Genomic DNA, 13,834 nt, shown 5'->3' with positions numbered 1-13,834 from the left:
GTCAGCTGAGGTGAACGTGAACCACGTGGCGCACCATCGGGTTGAGGTCGGTGGTGGCGAGGAGGTCCAGGGCTCGGGTGGCTCGGAGGGTTGCGAGGCCGTGGATGTTGGTCCAGAGGGCGATGGCGCGGTCGCGGGCATCGTCGGGGTGAACCTGGGCGACCAGGTCGATGAAGACCTGGAAGAGCGGGAGTGATTGCTGGCGGAGGTTCCCGCCGGCGCCTTCCAGCAGGTCGTGCCTGAACAGCAGGTCGAACATGCCCGGCCGCTCGGCGGCGAACTCCAGGTAGCGCCTGGCTGCGACGACCAACAGCTCCTCAGGGGACTCACGGCGTACGCCGGCGGTTTGGAGACGACTCGCGAGGTCGGTCAGGCCGGTGGCGGCGATGGCCGCGAGCAGCGAGTTGTGGGTGGGGAAGTAGCGCCGAGGGGCGCCGTGCGAGACGCCCGTACGCCGGGTGATCGCGCGCAACGAAAGGTTCGCCAGGCCGTCTTCCTCGAGCAACTCGACGCCGGCTTGAACGAGCCGATCACGCAACGGGACACCAGTCACGTAGACATTGTCTAGCATTCACCCTTCTCCTGCCGTACCTCTGAGGCTCGCCCCTTGCGTTGCCGGGTGGCAGCGGGATAGGAGGTCCTCATGTACGCCGAGGCCCTGGAGGCTGGTCGGGCTGCCCTTTCGCAGGGTGCCTGGCCGGTCGCCCGTGCGCGGTTCGAAGGAGCTCTCGAGGTTTCGGCAACCGCGGAAGCCTTTGAAGGGCTGAGCTGGGCTACCTGGTGGCTTGAGGACGCGGCGGCTTGCCTGGATGCGCGGGAGCAGGCGTACCGGCTGTACCGCGAGGCGGGTGATGCGAGGGGTGCGGCGAGGATGGCGTTGTGGCTGGGCGATGACCACAACGAGTTCTACGGGGCTGGGGCGGTTGCCGAGGGATGGTTCAACCGAGCCGCGCGGCTGCTCGACGAGCTGGAGTCCTGTCCGGAGCTTGGCTGGCTTCGGGTGTTCGACGCACACGCCGCGCTCGGGCGCCACGACACCGAGCGTGCGCGTGAACTCGCTGGTGAAGCACGCGAGCTCGGCCGGAGGCATCACGCGGTGGATCTGGAGATGTTCAGCCTGGCCACCGAGGGGCTTGCGCTGGTGGAAGACGGGGCCGTCGAGCAGGGGATGCGGTGTCTCGACGAGGCGACGGCGGCCGCGCTCGGCGGAGAGTACGAGAATCTCGCGCCGGCCGCGTGGACGTGTTGCCGGCTGATGTCCGCCTGCGAGGAGATCCGCGACTACGAGCGCGGCGCCCAGTGGTGCCGGCAGATCGAGGAGTTCAGCCGGCGGATGGAGGCCCGGTTCGTCACCGGTGTCTGCCGGGCGCACTACGCGGCGATCCTCGGCTGGCACGGTCGATGGAGCGAGGCGGAGCTGGAGCTGATCGGTGCTCGCGAAGACCTCACCGCGAAACGCCCGTTCTGGCGGGCCGAGGCCGTCGTACGCCTTGGCGAGCTGCGACGCCGGCAAGGGCGGACGGCTGAGGCAGCAGCGTTGTTCGAGGAGGTCGCGTCCCATCCGCTCGCCCGTCGCGGCGTGGCCGAGCTCTGCCTCGATCGGGACGACCCGGCCGCCGCGCGGGACGTGCTGCACCGGATGCTGCGGCGGATTCCGGCAGGATCGGTTGCTCGTGCCTGGCCGCTCGAGCTTCTCGTCCGGGCCGAGACGGCCTTGGGTGACAACGAGTCGGCGGCGATCCACCTGGCCGAGTTCGGCGCGATCGCCGCGACAGTGGCCACGCCGCCGTTGCGTGCGGCGGCACGGTTCGGCGAGGGACTTCAGGCGGCCGCGGCCGGCGATCACGCGAAGGCATGCCGCTGCTTCGAGGATGCGGTCGACCTGTTCGACGGCATGGCTCCCTTCGAGGCAGGGCATGCCCGGTTGGAGCTCGCGCGGAGTCTGCTGGCCCTCGGCCGCATCGATGCTGCTCGTCGAGAGGCCCGTACGGCGCTTGCAGCGGTCGCCGTACCGAGGCGGGACCAGGCCGAGTTGCTGACCTCTCTCGGTCTGCAGGGCACGGTGCTGAGTTTGCGGCAGGTCGAGGTACTGCGTCTGATCGCGGGCGGCCTCGGGGATCGGGAGATCGCCGGCCGCCTGGTGATCAGCGAGCACACCGTGCACCGGCACGTCGCGAACATCTACACCCGGCTGGACTGCTCGACCCGCGCCGCGGCCGTCTCCCGAGCGACCCAGCTGGGCCTGCTGTAGATGGCCTGAACAGGTGAAGCGCTCGGGGCATCGGGTGGTCGATGCTGCTGAGCATGGAGCTGCTGACGCAGTACAAGGAATCAGTGCGGGACACCTGGTCCACCGGGGACTACGACGCGATGCTGCGGGAAGAAGGACTGTACGAGGCAGGAGCGCGCCTGGTGCGGACCGTCGCCGTTCAGCCTGGTGACGATGTCCTCGACGTGGCCTGTGGGACCGGGAACGCCACGATTCCGGCCGCGGCGGCGGGAGCGCGGGTCACCGGGCTGGATCTGACTCCCGCGATGCTCGCGATCGCGCGCGAACGTGCCGGGGATCGCGAGATCGAATGGGTCGAGGGAGACGCCGAGGATCTGCCCTTCCCGGATATGCATTTCGACGTCGTACTGTCCACATTCGGGTGCATGTTCGCGCCCCGGCACGAGGTCGTCGCCGACGAGATCGCCCGGGTACTTCGGCCGGGCGGCCGGATCGGACTGTGCGCCTGGACGCCGGAAGGGTCGATCGGCGAGTTCTTCCGGGTGGTCGGCGGGTATGTCCCACCCGCGCCGGAGTTCGTCGATCCGCCACTGGCCTGGGGCGATGAGGACCATGTCCGGGAGCTGTTCGAGGGCACCGGGATCGAGCTCGAGTTCAGCCGTGAGCTCGCCGGGCTCCATCACGAGTCGCCGGAGGCCGCGGCCAATTGCTACGGCACGAAGTTCGGCCCGGTCATGCTGGCGCGGCAGGCATTGGGTGATCGATGGCCGGCTCTTCGGAACGACCTGATCGACCTGTTCACCCGGGACGGCAGTCCGAGCGGGACTGGCGTCGTACTGCCGTCCGAGTACCTCGTGATCCAGGGGCGGACGTCAGGCGGGGCGGTGAGCCAGTAGGGCGTAGGAATTCGGAAGCCGGCCGGACCAGGCGGCCGCCTTGGTGCCGTCGGAGGGTCGCCAGAACGGTTCGGCGTACTCCTCGAGTACGTCGAGGCGCAGGCCGACCGCAGTGATCGCGGTGACGATGTGCCCGAGATTCCACTGCCATTCTCGGGCGCCGTTGCCGGGGAACGTGTCGTTGACGTTCGTCTCGGCGAAGTAGCTGCGGTCCGGCCGGATCCGCGGCTCGTCCTCGTCCCAGGTCCACAGTGGAACCGTCGGATGCGCCTCGTACACGAACAGGCTCCCGCCCGGCCGCAGCACCCGAGCCACATCCCGCGCCCACGCACCGATGTCGCGCATCCAGATCAACGCACCCTTGCCGGTGTAGACGAGATCGATCGACCCGTCCTTCACCGGTACGCCGGGAACCTCGGCGACGACGTACCGGCAGGCAACCCCCAGCTCGACCGCCCGCCGTTGAGCCGCCCCCGCCGCGACCGAGCTGTAGTCCACCCCGATCACCCGCGACGCGCCACCGTTCACCAGCGCGACGTCGTCCAGTCCATGCCCACTCTGAAAGTGCACCACCACAGGCTGATCGGCGAGCAACGGCCCCAGCAACTCCTTCTCGCGCGGAAAGAAGTGCCCCCCATCCCGAGCCTCCGCCAACAGCTCGTCGTACTCCCGAACATGCTTGCCCGAAGCCCGTTCCCACACGACCTGATTACCCCGCACCACCTCATCCATCCGAAGAGTCTCCCAGGATTTCGTAACGCAGGCTGAGAATTCCGTCTGGGCTGGGGTCGGCGGTGATGAGGCGGAGTTGGGTGGGTAGTTGGTCGAGCGTGAGTTCGGGGCCGTCGAAGATGGTGGGGACTCCCTGGCCGCCGATGGCGGTGGGGAGGAGGACGAGGTGGAGTTCGTCGATCAGGTCGGCGCGGAGGAGGGCGCCGTTGAGGGTGCCGCCGGCTTCTGAGATGACGTGGGTGACGCCGAGGACGTCTCGCATGCGATGGAGTGCGAGCGCGAGGTCGACGCGGTCGTTGCCGGCGACCAGATAGGGGATAGTTTCGCGGCGGAGAAACGCGAGGTACGACGGTGGGGTCGCGCGGGCGACGAGGAGCAGGAGATCAATGCCTTCCCCGCCCTTCTGATCCCAGTGCACGCGGCCGCGACCGTCCACGACTGTGAACCATTTCCGGTGGTCCGGATGGTCCACGACCTCTGGCGGCAGATAGTCCTCGAACAGTCCGTCATCGGCCGCCGGTGGAAGCTCCAGCGGCGCGGCATCCTCGGTGACGAAGGTCCCGCTGCCCTCGAGGATCGCGGTCGGCGCATACAACTCCTCGAGCAGAGCCATCCGCGCCGCATACACCGCGTCCGCGCCATCCGGCTGCATCGAGTGCCAGACGCGGCCGGCCTCCTCGGACAGCAGCAGCCGATCGCGCCCGAGTGTCACCCGGCCGTCCACCGACGCCGTCACGGATACCACCACACGCGCCCGATCAGTCATGCCTGACTTCTATCAACGGCCGCCGACATTAATGATGGGCAGGCTCTCGGGCGCCGTGGCTCGTCCGCCGACTGTCGCCCTGCTGGGTTGACTGCAAATTGGTCCGTCCGGTGCTCGGGAGTTCCGTCGCCGGCCGGGCGGCATGACCTAATAAGAGCCTGGCAAAGCCTCATTAATGTCTTGTCTGCCGCCCGGCCGGCGTCGACCTGTCCGATCGACACGGAAGGCAAGACCCATCATGACAGTGACTGCTGCTGCCGCGGGCACGGTGACCGGAGGCGTTGACACCCACGCCGACACGATCCACGTCGCGGCGGTTGACCAGGTCGGCCGCGAACTAGGTGATCGTGAGTTCGGCACCACCCCGGACGGTTACCGGGCCGCGCTGGCGTTCCTGGCGACGTTCGGGACGCTGGTGGTGATCGGGATCGAGGGCACCAGTTCCTACGGCGCCGGGCTGACTCGGGCCGCCCAGGCCGCGGGGATCGAGGTCCGCGAAGTCACCCGCCCGGATCGTGCCCGGCGCCGGATGCGTGGCAAGTCCGATCCTCTGGACGCCTATCAGGCCGCTCATGCGGTGCTGGCCGGCCGCGCCGACGCGGCCGCCAAGACCGAGCAGGTCGAGGCGATCCGTGCCCTGCACATCGTCCGCCGGTCCGCGGTCAAGGCACGTACCGCCGCGATGAACCAGATCCATCACATGCTCATCACGGCTCCCGTCGTGCTGCGGGAGAAATACCGGCCGCTGCGTGACCAGCCACTGGTCGACGCGCTGGCCGGCTGCCGACCAGCCCACCACCGCGACTCCATCGTCCGGGCCGTGCTGACCGCGTTGAAGGCGCTGGCCCAGCGTCACCGCTTCCTCAGCCGGCAGGTCGCCGAACTCGACCAGCAGCTCAAGGATCTCACCCGGGCAGCCAACCCTCACCTGCTCTCGCTGCGCGGGGTCGGGCCGGCCACCGCGGCACAACTGCTCGTCACCGCCGGCGCGAACCCTGACCGGCTGCGCAGCGAAAGCTCCTTCGCCGCCTTGTGCGGCGCCGCCCCGGTCCCGGCTTCGTCGGGCAAAACCACCCGCTACCGGCTCTCACGTGGCGGCGACCGGGCCGCCAACCACGCACTCCACACCATCGCCTTGGTCCGAATGACCTGCGACCCACGCACCCGCGACTACGTCCGGGCCCACCGCGCCAAGGGCCGCGACACCGCAGAAATCCTCCGCCGCCTCAAACGAGCCCTCGCCCGTGAGATCTTCCGATCCCTCACCCAAGGCCAGGCCGCGCCCGAGCTCGCCGACCTCCGCCCCACCCGGCAAGCCAAAAACATCACCCTCGCCGCGGCCGCCCAGGCGATGAACACCTACATCACCAAAATCACCCGCACCGAACTCGGCACGTTCCCCGACTACGAACTCGCCCACCGCTACCGCGCCTGGCTCAACACGGCTTGACACCAATAGGAGCATCAGTTACTCGTTGTGCAGCACCTCGGCGATCGTCGCCCGGGCAGCCGAGCGGGCCGGGAGCAGCGCGCCGAGGCCGGCGATGACGATGCCGGCCAGGACCAGCAGCGCGAGGAGTTGCGGCGGATAGACGTCGAGCATGAAATCGGGTACCTCGACCTGCGCGCCGTTCGCCATCGCCGGAACGACGAGCCGGTGAGCGACAACTCCGAGCGGGATCCCCAGCAATCCCCCGATCGCTCCGAGCGCGGCCATCGAGGTGACCACCATCAGCGTCACCTGGGCCGGCGTCATACCGATCGACTTGAGCATGCCGAGGTCGCGGCGCCGCTCGCGGGTGTTCAGTACGACGGTGTTGAACACGCCCAGCGCGGCCACGGTCCCGAGCATCAAGGTCAGCAGGATGACGGTCACCAGGACGACTGTGACGAAGGTGCCCGCGTCCTGACCTGGCGTCTGCTCCAGCCCCGGATCGCCGGCCTGCACGGCCTTGACGTAAGTGTCGATATCAGTGCCCGGCTGGAGCTGGACCTCGTACAACTGGGCCCGCGTCCCAGGTGCGACGAGCTGCAGTGTCGCCCAGTTGGACAGCACCTCGTCGCCGGAGTTGTAGAGGGCCTTGCCGACAATCCGCACCTGCACGCTCTTGCCCTGCGAGTCCAGCGTGATCGTGTCGCCGACCGCAAGTGCCCGCTGCCGCAGGAACCGCTCGGACACGACCACCTGGCCCGGTCCGTCGAACCACTGCCCTTCCAGCAGCCGGTAGCCAAGGTGCTCGAAATCCCCACGATAGAAGGACACTCGGAAGTCCTGGCTCGTGCCGGCCAGCCGCATCGGGAGGTCCCCGCTCGCCGTCACGTACTGCGCTCCGGGCGTGGACCGCAGCAGCGCCTCGTCCTCCGGATCGCTCAACTTCGCGACCGGCGGCCCGTCCTCCGACGGCGGCTGCGGTCCCGTACCCGCGAACATCGTCAGGTCGACCGCACCCACGCGACTGGCGGCCGTCTGGTAGTCGGTCAACGACGTACCGAGCCCCACCGCCAGCGTCACGCTTGTCACCCCGAGTACGACGGCAGCCAGCGTCAGCGCACTGCGCGCCGGGCGAGCGAACGGCAGACCGAGCCCGAGGCTGACCGACCGCGGCAGTCGGGTACCGCTCAGCCAGCGTTGCGCACGGAGACCGCGACCGGCACGCGGCGCACTGCCCGCGCTGATCGCCTGTGCGGCCGACAAGCTGCGAGCGCGCAGTGCGGGAACCAGAGCGGACAACGCAACAAGGACAGGTACGCCGACCATCGCAGCCACGTCCACCCACAGCGGTACGCCGACCCCACCGGCGCCGTAGTTCTCGAAAGCCCTTGTCAGCAAGGACTCCGCGAGCAGATTGCCCGCGACAACCCCTAGTGCACACCCGACGATCGCTGGGATCGAGACCATCGCCAGATAGACCGTCATCACCTGGGTGGGCGTGAATCCGAGCGCCTTGAGTACGCCGATGTGCCGGAAGCCTGCCACCACCGCACCACTGACCACGTTGACCACGATCAGTGCGGCTACCGCCAGCCCGAGCCAACCGAACACCATCAGGAACGGCACGAACGTGTTCGGCTCACCGGTAGCGAGTGCCTTCAAAGCAAGGTACGACTGCGTCCCCAGCAGAGCCCCGGACGGCAGTCCGGTCGTCACGGCGGTCTGGCCGGCGGTGATCTGCTCGTTCGTCGCGGCATCGGCGAAGCGATACAGCATCTGGCTCGCCGTCGGATGCAACGCCGTCATCTGCTCCGGAACGACCCAGGCATCGGCCGACATGCTCACGCTGTAGGCGAACCCGACGACCGTCAGTGTCGGTCCACCGTCGGCGATGACGAGCTTGGAGTCGAGAGTCATGGCCCCTGGGCCGTTGCTCGACTCGACGGGGTTCCGGTTCAGCACGATCTCGCCGGGCTTGTCCGCCCACCGGCCCTTCCACACGTTCAGCCGGTCGACCGGCCCACCGGCATCCGCCCGCCCGACTGTCACCAGCGAGTCGGGCTGACCGGGCTGCTGCCCCGAGCCAAGCTCCACTGTCGCCATGGCGAACGGGCCGGCCACTGCGTCGGCCGACTCGCTCGCTTCGGTGAGCTGCGAGTCCGTGACTTTGGTCCGGTCGTACGACGCGGCCAGGTGGGCACCGCTCTGCCGGTTGTACGCCTGGTCGAACGGACCGCTCGATGCGGCCAGGAGTCCGAGTGCCACCACGATCATCGTTGTCGACAATGCGACAACGACACCGATCACGATCGTCTGCAGCCGCCGTCGTCGTACTGCTGCGCGCGACACCGGCCAGACGGCGCTCACGGCGTACGCTCCAAGGCGCGCTCGCCGGCGATCTTCCCGTCGACGACCTCGATCACGCGGCTGGCGCAGCGGGTCGCGAGTTGCTGGTCGTGCGTGACCAGCAGCAGGGTCTGACCGATCTGGTTGAGGTCGAGCAGCAGGTCCATCACCTGCTCGCCGGCGCGGGTGTCGAGTGCGCCGGTCGGTTCGTCGGCGAGCAGGACGGCGGGACGGTTCATCAGCGCCCTGGCGACGGCGACCCGTTGCCGCTCGCCACCACTGAGCTGGGCCGGATAGGTGTTGCGGCGACCGGCGATGCCGAGTTCCTCGAAGAGTTCGAGGGCCCGCTTGCGGGCCTGCGAGGCCGACGTCCCAGTCAGCTGCGCGGCCAGCGCGACGTTGTCGAGGGCGGACAGATCGTCCAGCAGGTTGAAGAACTGGAAGATCATGCCGATCCGGCGGCGCCGGTAGAGCGCGAGGCCCTTCTCGTTCAGCGCGCCCAGGTCCTCGCCGTGCACCGTGACCGTCCCCGAGGTCGGACGGTCGAGGCCGGCGACCATGCTGAGCAGCGTGGACTTGCCGCTGCCGGACGGGCCCATCACTGCCACAGCCTCGCCAGAGTGGATCTCTAGCGAAACCCCGTCGAGCGCGACGGATTCGCCGTACTCCTTGCGTACGGCGGTGAGCCGTACGACCGCCTGTCCGTTGCCTTCGTCATCGGTCATGGGTTCACGCTAGGAGCACCGGTGCCCGCCGGGCGTCAGCCTGCGGAGGTAACGTCCGCGGCGGGTCATCCTGCAGATGTACGCGTGCGGATGATGCGGAACCCGGACCGCCACTGGGACAGTGGTCCTTGTGTGGGACATCGTCTGGCTGATCGTTGCGGTGGTGGCAGTGCTCGCCGCCGGACTGCTCGCGGTCGCGCTGATCCGGGCCCAGCGGGCGCACGTCCGGGCGCTGGAGGAACGCGGCTGGCTGCTGGAACGCGAACGGGAGACGGCCGCGCGGAACGCGGTCGACGCCGAACGGGCCCGGATCGCCCAGGACCTGCACGACATCGTCAGCCACAACGTGAGCGTGATGGTGATCCAGGCCGGTGCTGCCCGCCACGTGCTCGCGACCGAACCGGCCGATGCCGAGGCCGCGTTGCTGGCGGTCGAGGCGGCCGGCCGCGACACGATGAAGGAGCTCCGGCATCTGCTCGGTTTGCTCGCGCCGTCGGCCGACGGCGAGGACGAGACGCTGGCACCGCAACCGAGTCTGAGTCGGCTGAGTCCGTTGATCGACCGGATCGCGTTCGCCGGACTGCCGGTCGAGGTACGGATCTCCGGGGAGCCGCGACCGCTTCCGGCCGGCGTCGACGTCACGGCGTACCGGATCATCCAGGAGGCGCTGACGAACGCGCTCAAGCACGGCGACGGAGTACAGGCGCAGGTGACGGTCCGGTACGCCGACCACGCGTTGCGGATCGAGATCCTGAACTCCGGGCCGAGCGTGCTGTCCGGCGGACGTCCACCGGGGCCGGACGGCGAGGGGCGCGGGCTGCTCGGGTTACGACAGCGCGTGGCGGTGTACGGCGGGGACCTCGATGCTCGGCGTCGACTCGGTGGTGGGTTCCGCGTGCGGGCCAAGATCCCGTTGGAGCGCCCATGAGCGCGCCGCGGGTCGTGATCGCGGACGATCAGGCGCTGGTGCGGACAGGGTTCCGGATGATCCTGACCGCGCGGGGCATCGAAGTTGCCGGTGAGGCGGCCGACGGTGGCGAGGCCGTCGACGCGGTCCGGCGGCTGCAGCCTGACGTTGTCTTGATGGACATCCGGATGCCGTCGATGGACGGTCTGGAGGCGACCCGGCGCATCCTCGCCGAGTCGCCTGACTGCCGGGTGCTGATCCTCACCACGTTCGACCTGGACCGCTACGTGTACGCCGCTCTGGCCGCCGGAGCCAGCGGATTCCTGCTGAAGGACGTCACGCCCGAGCACCTCGCGGCCGCCGTCCGCCTGGTCAACACCGGTGATGCGCTGCTCGCCCCGTCGATCACGCGACGGCTGGTCGAACGGTTCGCGACCGGTGATTCGGTGTCGACGCCACCCGCCGTACATCGCGACCTGGCCGCGCTGACGCCACGGGAGCTCGAGGTACTGACGCTGATGGGACACGGCCTGTCCAACGCCGAGCTCGCCTCCGAGTTGACCCTCAGCGAGGCGACAGTGAAGACTCACGTCGCCAGGATCTTCGCCAAGTTGTCGCTCCGCGATCGCGCCCAGGCCGTCGTACTCGCGTACGAAACGGGTCTGGTGGCCCCCGGAGCCCCGACGTGACGACGGTCTGCACTGGGGTTTGGGACATAAGGGGAATTGGTTGATGAGCGACGGACCGAGCGTCTGCATTCTGTGTGCCGAGAAGGGACCGTTCCGGCGGCGCGGGGAGAAGGGCGGCTACGGGATCGAGGAGTGCCCTGCCTGCGGGCTCGTGCAGCTCGTGCCCACACCGACGCCCGAGACCCTGCGAGCCCTCTACGAGGGCGACACGTACTTCGACGGCGAGGCAGGGACCGGGTACTCGGAGTACGAGGACCAGGAGGAGGAGTACCTGGCGACGTTCCGCGAGGACGTGCGCCGGATCGGTGAGTTCATCCCGAGCGGCCGGATCCTCGAGGTCGGCTGCGGCTACGGCTACTTCCTGCAGGCCGCGGAAGAGGCCGGGTACGACGCGTACGGGATCGACCTCTCGCCGATGGCCGTCGAGTGGGCCGCGAAGCGCCACCCGGACCGCGTGTTCCTCGGTCTGCTCGACGAAGTGCCCGAGATCCAGGACCAGAAGTACGACGTGATCTTCGGGTCGCACCTGATCGAGCACCTGACCGAGCCGGCCGACTTCCTCCGCCAGGCCGGCAAACTGCTCCGCCCCGGCGGCCTGGTCGTCATGGTCACCCCGAACATCAAGAGCCTCCTGTCCCGCGTCTCCGGCTCCCGCTGGGTCTCCTACAAGATCCCGGAGCACGTCAGCTACTACGACCCGGGAACCATCACCACCCTGCTGAACCGCACCGGCTACACGGTCCGCAGCGTCGACAGCGCGTACCAGTACTACGCCCTGCCGTTCATCGGCACCCGCGTCCGCGAACTCCTGAACCCGGTCTCCCGCCTGGTCCCACCGGTGGAGCGCCTGGCCGCCCTCCGCGACCGCAAGATCCGGGTCACCAGCGGTTCCATGCGCGTTCTGGCTGCCTGGGACGGCGACTGAGAATGACCCGTGCCGCGAGGAGAATCGCGGCATGCGTCTCGTCCTGACGATGGCGAAGCGGCTGCCGGAGCAGGCCGTCGCCACGCTGGTCGACGAGGTCAAGCGTGGATTCGACGGGCACGACGAGGACTACTACAAAGCATCGAACTGGCCATCGACGACTACCGTGCCCGGTTCTCGCCGTCGACGAGGGCGGTGCGGGATCCCGATCTGGAGCGAGTGCTCTGGCTGCGCAAGGACGGCCGTGCCACGGCGTCGACGTACGGCTCGTCGGGTCTGATCGTGACGGCGCCGGCGTCCGCAGTGGCTGCGGTGGCCGTTGGGTTCGATCAGGCCGCGCAGAGCGACGACGGCCGGCGTACGCACCGGGTCGAGTCGACGGATCGGCAGGTCGTCGTCGAGTGGACCGACAGTCCCGGCCTCGGTTTCCGGCTCGATCGCGTGGCGACGCAGCAGTTCGCCGACCTTCAGGCGAAGTACCCGGGGCTGACCGGGTGGATCCAAGGGCCGGACCGGCTGGCCGGCAGCTACTTCGCGGCAGCCGACATCGAGTTGGACGCGCTGCTCGTGGCGCTGCCGAGGCTCGTGACGACTGAGCAGTTCAAGAAGCTCGAGCTCGGCTGGGGACCCGTCCGGGCACCCCAGGCGATCTTCGCCAAGGGGTTCACGCCGCAGATCCGGACGCTGATCGGACCGCTGATGAAGGTCCCCGGCGTGACCCGGATCGACATCCGCGACGACGACGGCGTACCGAAACCGGAGTCGGTCACCGTCAAGGACCGCGCCGGGTACGTCGCCACCGTCGCGAGCCTCCGCACGATCTGGGACTCGTACCTGTCGATCCAGCTGATCAGGAGACCGTCCAAGTACGTCGGGCAACCGGGCCACTGGGTCTTCCGGGGCTCGCTCTTCGACGCCGGCCCGGAGTACCGGATCCACGCCGCGCTCGCCGATGTCGCCGGCGTGACTCAGGTACAGGTCGGACCGGAGTCCGCCAACCTGACCATCGCGAAGGACATCACCGACCAGGACCTCGCTCAGGCCTTCAAGGCGATGGCCGGGCTTCCGGCCACGCACACGATCGACCTGGCGGTGACTGATGATCCGGAGACCCTCGACATCAAACTGATCGGACGCGTGACCAGTCGCAAGTACGTCGCTCCGCGTCCCGCGCCGGCCGAGGTCGATCCAGCCTTGATCTCCCGGGTGTCGACCGCCTGGGCCCGCGCCGCCGACTGAAGATCTGCCGGGTGGGTACCGGAACAGATCATTTGGGAGGTCCGGGATGACGACGACGATAGGTAACCTGCCCGAGGTCGTCTCGCCAGAGGAGTGGCTCGCCGCCCGGCGGCAGCTGCTGGCGAAGGAGAAGCTGCACGAGCCGCTCCTCGGCCGCGGACGGATCGGCGACGTGCGGCAACTCGGCGTCTAGGACCGTCTTGCCAGGTGGAGCGTCAGGTCGGAGATCAGGGTCACCTCGTCCGGGAGCACCGCGGCGATCCGCTCGAAGACCTGCTCCCGGGTCGTGCTGGGGAGCAGCAGGTACGCCGAGAGCGTCGACAAGTGCCCGATGTAGCCCGCTGCCGTCAACGTCCTACGACGTTCGATGGAGGTCTGGCGTACGTCCGTGAATCGGTCCGAGCGACGCAGCTCCGTCTCGGGCCACTCCTCCGAGGTGCCATCGGGTGGCGGAATGCCGTCGTCCTCCAGGAACTCCGACCTGGCGACGCGGACAGCCTCGTCGAGGTCCTTGTCTGCGAGATACAGCGGTCTGTTGAAGGACACGAAGATCCCGCCAGGGTTGAGCAGCGCAGCCACGCGCGTCCAGCGATCGGTCGGGTCGGTCCAATGCAGTGACGCTGCTGCGAAGACCAGGTCGAACGTGGAAGTCAGCGGGAGATCCTCGAACGCGCCCTGAACCGCGGTGACGGTCGACGGCACGTGCTTGCGCAACTGCTCCAGCATCGCCGCATCCGGCTCTGTGGCCGTCACCGCGATCCCCCTCGCGGCAAACACCCGGGTGGCCTTTCCGGTCCCTGCCCCGATCTCCAATGCGGTGCTCACCGTCCGACCGGCGTACTCCAGCACCTTGTCCACGAGCTCGTCCGGATACCCCGTCCGGAACCGCTCGTACGCCGCAGCCGCAGCCCCGAAACTCAACGCCCGCTCAACCATGCCTTGATGCT

14 protein-coding genes are annotated in these 13,834 nt (G+C 68.6%); 8 read left to right on the top strand and 6 right to left on the bottom strand.

Annotated elements, in window-relative coordinates:
- Position 1: 1 nt before the first annotated feature.
- A complete protein-coding gene (locus tag OG817_RS35430; RefSeq protein WP_406049193.1) occupies positions 2–571 on the bottom strand; it encodes a TetR/AcrR family transcriptional regulator in 570 nt (189 codons plus the stop codon).
- A gap of 72 nt (positions 572–643) precedes the next feature.
- On the opposite strand from OG817_RS35430, the gene OG817_RS35425 reads away from it, so the two are divergent.
- Positions 644–2,251, top strand: coding sequence for a LuxR C-terminal-related transcriptional regulator (locus tag OG817_RS35425; RefSeq protein WP_406049192.1), 1,608 nt, complete (start codon positions 644–646; stop codon positions 2,249–2,251).
- A gap of 53 nt (positions 2,252–2,304) precedes the next feature.
- On the top strand, positions 2,305–3,126 hold the full coding sequence (locus OG817_RS35420) for a class I SAM-dependent methyltransferase (protein WP_406049190.1): 822 nt from the start codon (positions 2,305–2,307) through the stop codon (positions 3,124–3,126).
- Here the strand turns inward: OG817_RS35420 and OG817_RS35415 are convergent.
- Together OG817_RS35415 and OG817_RS35410 are read right to left on the bottom strand one after the other, a co-directional pair.
- Positions 3,103–3,858: a class I SAM-dependent methyltransferase gene (locus OG817_RS35415; RefSeq protein ID WP_406049188.1), complete on the bottom strand. Its 756-nt coding sequence runs from the start codon at positions 3,856–3,858 to the stop codon at positions 3,103–3,105. The two genes, OG817_RS35420 and OG817_RS35415, sit on opposite strands and share 24 nt — an antisense overlap.
- Positions 3,851–4,624 carry a RibD family protein gene (locus OG817_RS35410; RefSeq protein ID WP_406049187.1) on the bottom strand — a complete coding sequence of 258 codons (774 nt, stop codon included), beginning with the start codon at positions 4,622–4,624 and terminating at the stop codon, positions 3,851–3,853. Before OG817_RS35410 ends, OG817_RS35415 begins: the two co-directional genes overlap by 8 nt.
- A gap of 238 nt (positions 4,625–4,862) precedes the next feature.
- On the opposite strand from OG817_RS35410, the gene OG817_RS35405 reads away from it, so the two are divergent.
- Positions 4,863–6,074 carry an IS110 family transposase gene (locus OG817_RS35405; RefSeq protein WP_406046741.1) on the top strand — a complete coding sequence of 404 codons (1,212 nt, stop codon included), beginning with the start codon at positions 4,863–4,865 and terminating at the stop codon, positions 6,072–6,074.
- A gap of 18 nt (positions 6,075–6,092) precedes the next feature.
- On the opposite strand, the gene OG817_RS35400 is transcribed toward OG817_RS35405, so the two are convergent.
- Both OG817_RS35400 and OG817_RS35395 read right to left on the bottom strand, forming a co-directional pair.
- Positions 6,093–8,423 carry an FtsX-like permease family protein gene (locus OG817_RS35400; RefSeq protein ID WP_406049185.1) on the bottom strand — a complete coding sequence of 777 codons (2,331 nt, stop codon included), beginning with the start codon at positions 8,421–8,423 and terminating at the stop codon, positions 6,093–6,095.
- Entirely contained in the window at positions 8,420–9,127 is a 708-nt protein-coding gene (locus OG817_RS35395; protein ID WP_406049184.1) for an ABC transporter ATP-binding protein, read from the bottom strand. The genes OG817_RS35400 and OG817_RS35395 overlap by 4 nt, the downstream gene beginning before the upstream one ends.
- Before the next feature lie 130 nt (positions 9,128–9,257).
- Between OG817_RS35395 and OG817_RS35390 the strand changes: the two genes are divergently transcribed.
- The 5 genes from OG817_RS35390 (at position 9,258) to OG817_RS35370 (ending at position 13,080) form a co-directional block, all read left to right on the top strand.
- A complete protein-coding gene (locus OG817_RS35390; RefSeq protein ID WP_406049182.1) occupies positions 9,258–10,055 on the top strand; it encodes a sensor histidine kinase in 798 nt (265 codons plus the stop codon).
- On the top strand, positions 10,052–10,723 hold the full coding sequence (locus OG817_RS35385; protein ID WP_406049180.1) for a response regulator: 672 nt from the start codon (positions 10,052–10,054) through the stop codon (positions 10,721–10,723). Before OG817_RS35390 ends, OG817_RS35385 begins: the two co-directional genes overlap by 4 nt.
- Before the next feature lie 43 nt (positions 10,724–10,766).
- On the top strand, positions 10,767–11,648 hold the full coding sequence (locus tag OG817_RS35380; RefSeq protein WP_396390911.1) for a class I SAM-dependent methyltransferase: 882 nt from the start codon (positions 10,767–10,769) through the stop codon (positions 11,646–11,648).
- A 195-nt stretch (positions 11,649–11,843) separates the two neighbouring features.
- Complete coding sequence (locus tag OG817_RS35375; protein WP_406049178.1) at positions 11,844–12,887, top strand: hypothetical protein; 1,044 nt, start codon at positions 11,844–11,846, stop codon at positions 12,885–12,887.
- Positions 12,888–12,933: 46 nt separating this feature from the next.
- Positions 12,934–13,080 carry a hypothetical protein gene (locus OG817_RS35370; protein ID WP_406049176.1) on the top strand — a complete coding sequence of 49 codons (147 nt, stop codon included), beginning with the start codon at positions 12,934–12,936 and terminating at the stop codon, positions 13,078–13,080.
- Here OG817_RS35370 and OG817_RS35365 read toward each other — a convergent pair.
- Positions 13,077–13,823 carry a class I SAM-dependent methyltransferase gene (locus OG817_RS35365; protein ID WP_406049175.1) on the bottom strand — a complete coding sequence of 249 codons (747 nt, stop codon included), beginning with the start codon at positions 13,821–13,823 and terminating at the stop codon, positions 13,077–13,079. The genes OG817_RS35370 and OG817_RS35365 overlap by 4 nt on opposite strands.
- Positions 13,824–13,834: the final 11 nt, after the last annotated feature.

Source organism: Kribbella sp. NBC_00889 (assembly GCF_045207705.1).
In the GTDB taxonomy this organism is placed as follows: domain Bacteria; phylum Actinomycetota; class Actinomycetes; order Propionibacteriales; family Kribbellaceae; genus Kribbella.
Note: the sequence above shows the minus strand (reverse complement) of the source record. Positions and strands in the feature narration are given on the sequence as shown.

Bases quoted from the DNA above. Each gene is read 5' to 3' on its own strand.
- OG817_RS35430 (WP_406049193.1), bottom strand. From the start codon at position 571: ATGCTAGACAATGTCTACGTGACTGGTGTCCCGTTGCGTGATCGGCTC.
- OG817_RS35425 (WP_406049192.1), top strand. From the start codon at position 644: ATGTACGCCGAGGCCCTGGAGGCTGGTCGGGCTGCCCTTTCGCAGGGT.
- OG817_RS35420 (WP_406049190.1), top strand. From the start codon at position 2,305: ATGGAGCTGCTGACGCAGTACAAGGAATCAGTGCGGGACACCTGGTCC.
- OG817_RS35415 (WP_406049188.1), bottom strand. From the start codon at position 3,858: ATGGATGAGGTGGTGCGGGGTAATCAGGTCGTGTGGGAACGGGCTTCG.
- OG817_RS35410 (WP_406049187.1), bottom strand. From the start codon at position 4,624: ATGACTGATCGGGCGCGTGTGGTGGTATCCGTGACGGCGTCGGTGGAC.
- OG817_RS35405 (WP_406046741.1), top strand. From the start codon at position 4,863: ATGACAGTGACTGCTGCTGCCGCGGGCACGGTGACCGGAGGCGTTGAC.
- OG817_RS35395 (WP_406049184.1), bottom strand. From the start codon at position 9,127: ATGACCGATGACGAAGGCAACGGACAGGCGGTCGTACGGCTCACCGCC.
- OG817_RS35385 (WP_406049180.1), top strand. From the start codon at position 10,052: ATGAGCGCGCCGCGGGTCGTGATCGCGGACGATCAGGCGCTGGTGCGG.
- OG817_RS35380 (WP_396390911.1), top strand. From the start codon at position 10,767: ATGAGCGACGGACCGAGCGTCTGCATTCTGTGTGCCGAGAAGGGACCG.
- OG817_RS35370 (WP_406049176.1), top strand. From the start codon at position 12,934: ATGACGACGACGATAGGTAACCTGCCCGAGGTCGTCTCGCCAGAGGAG.
- OG817_RS35365 (WP_406049175.1), bottom strand. From the start codon at position 13,823: ATGGTTGAGCGGGCGTTGAGTTTCGGGGCTGCGGCTGCGGCGTACGAG.